Source organism: Bradyrhizobium sp. 23AC (genome assembly GCF_054863025.1).
The window spans coordinates 1-237 of the sequence record NZ_JAVAYN010000297.1; the positions used below are offsets into that span (position 1 = coordinate 1).

General features: G+C 74.7%; 1 protein-coding gene. It reads right to left on the reverse strand.

The annotated features are described in order from the left end of the window. On the reverse strand, positions 1 to 237 hold a 237-nt coding region (locus tag RAD10_RS42495), incomplete at both ends, for a hypothetical protein (protein ID WP_461622090.1).

The window sequence follows — 237 nt, forward strand, 5'->3', positions numbered from 1 at the left end:
TCGCGCTCGCCGAGGTAGCGCAGGTCGTGCACCAGCACGACGGCGCCGACGGTGTCGCTGGCCAGGCTGGTGACCGAGACGTGGACCTTGCCGGACGGCAGGTCGGGCGTCATCGACCAGGAGCGCTCGTCCGGCGCCTCGGCGCGCATGCGGCCGAGGAGCGCGCGGCAGCTGAACTCGGTGGGGTAGCCGTCGGTCGCCGCTAGGAGCTCGCCCTTCGGCGAGCAGGCGGCCGCG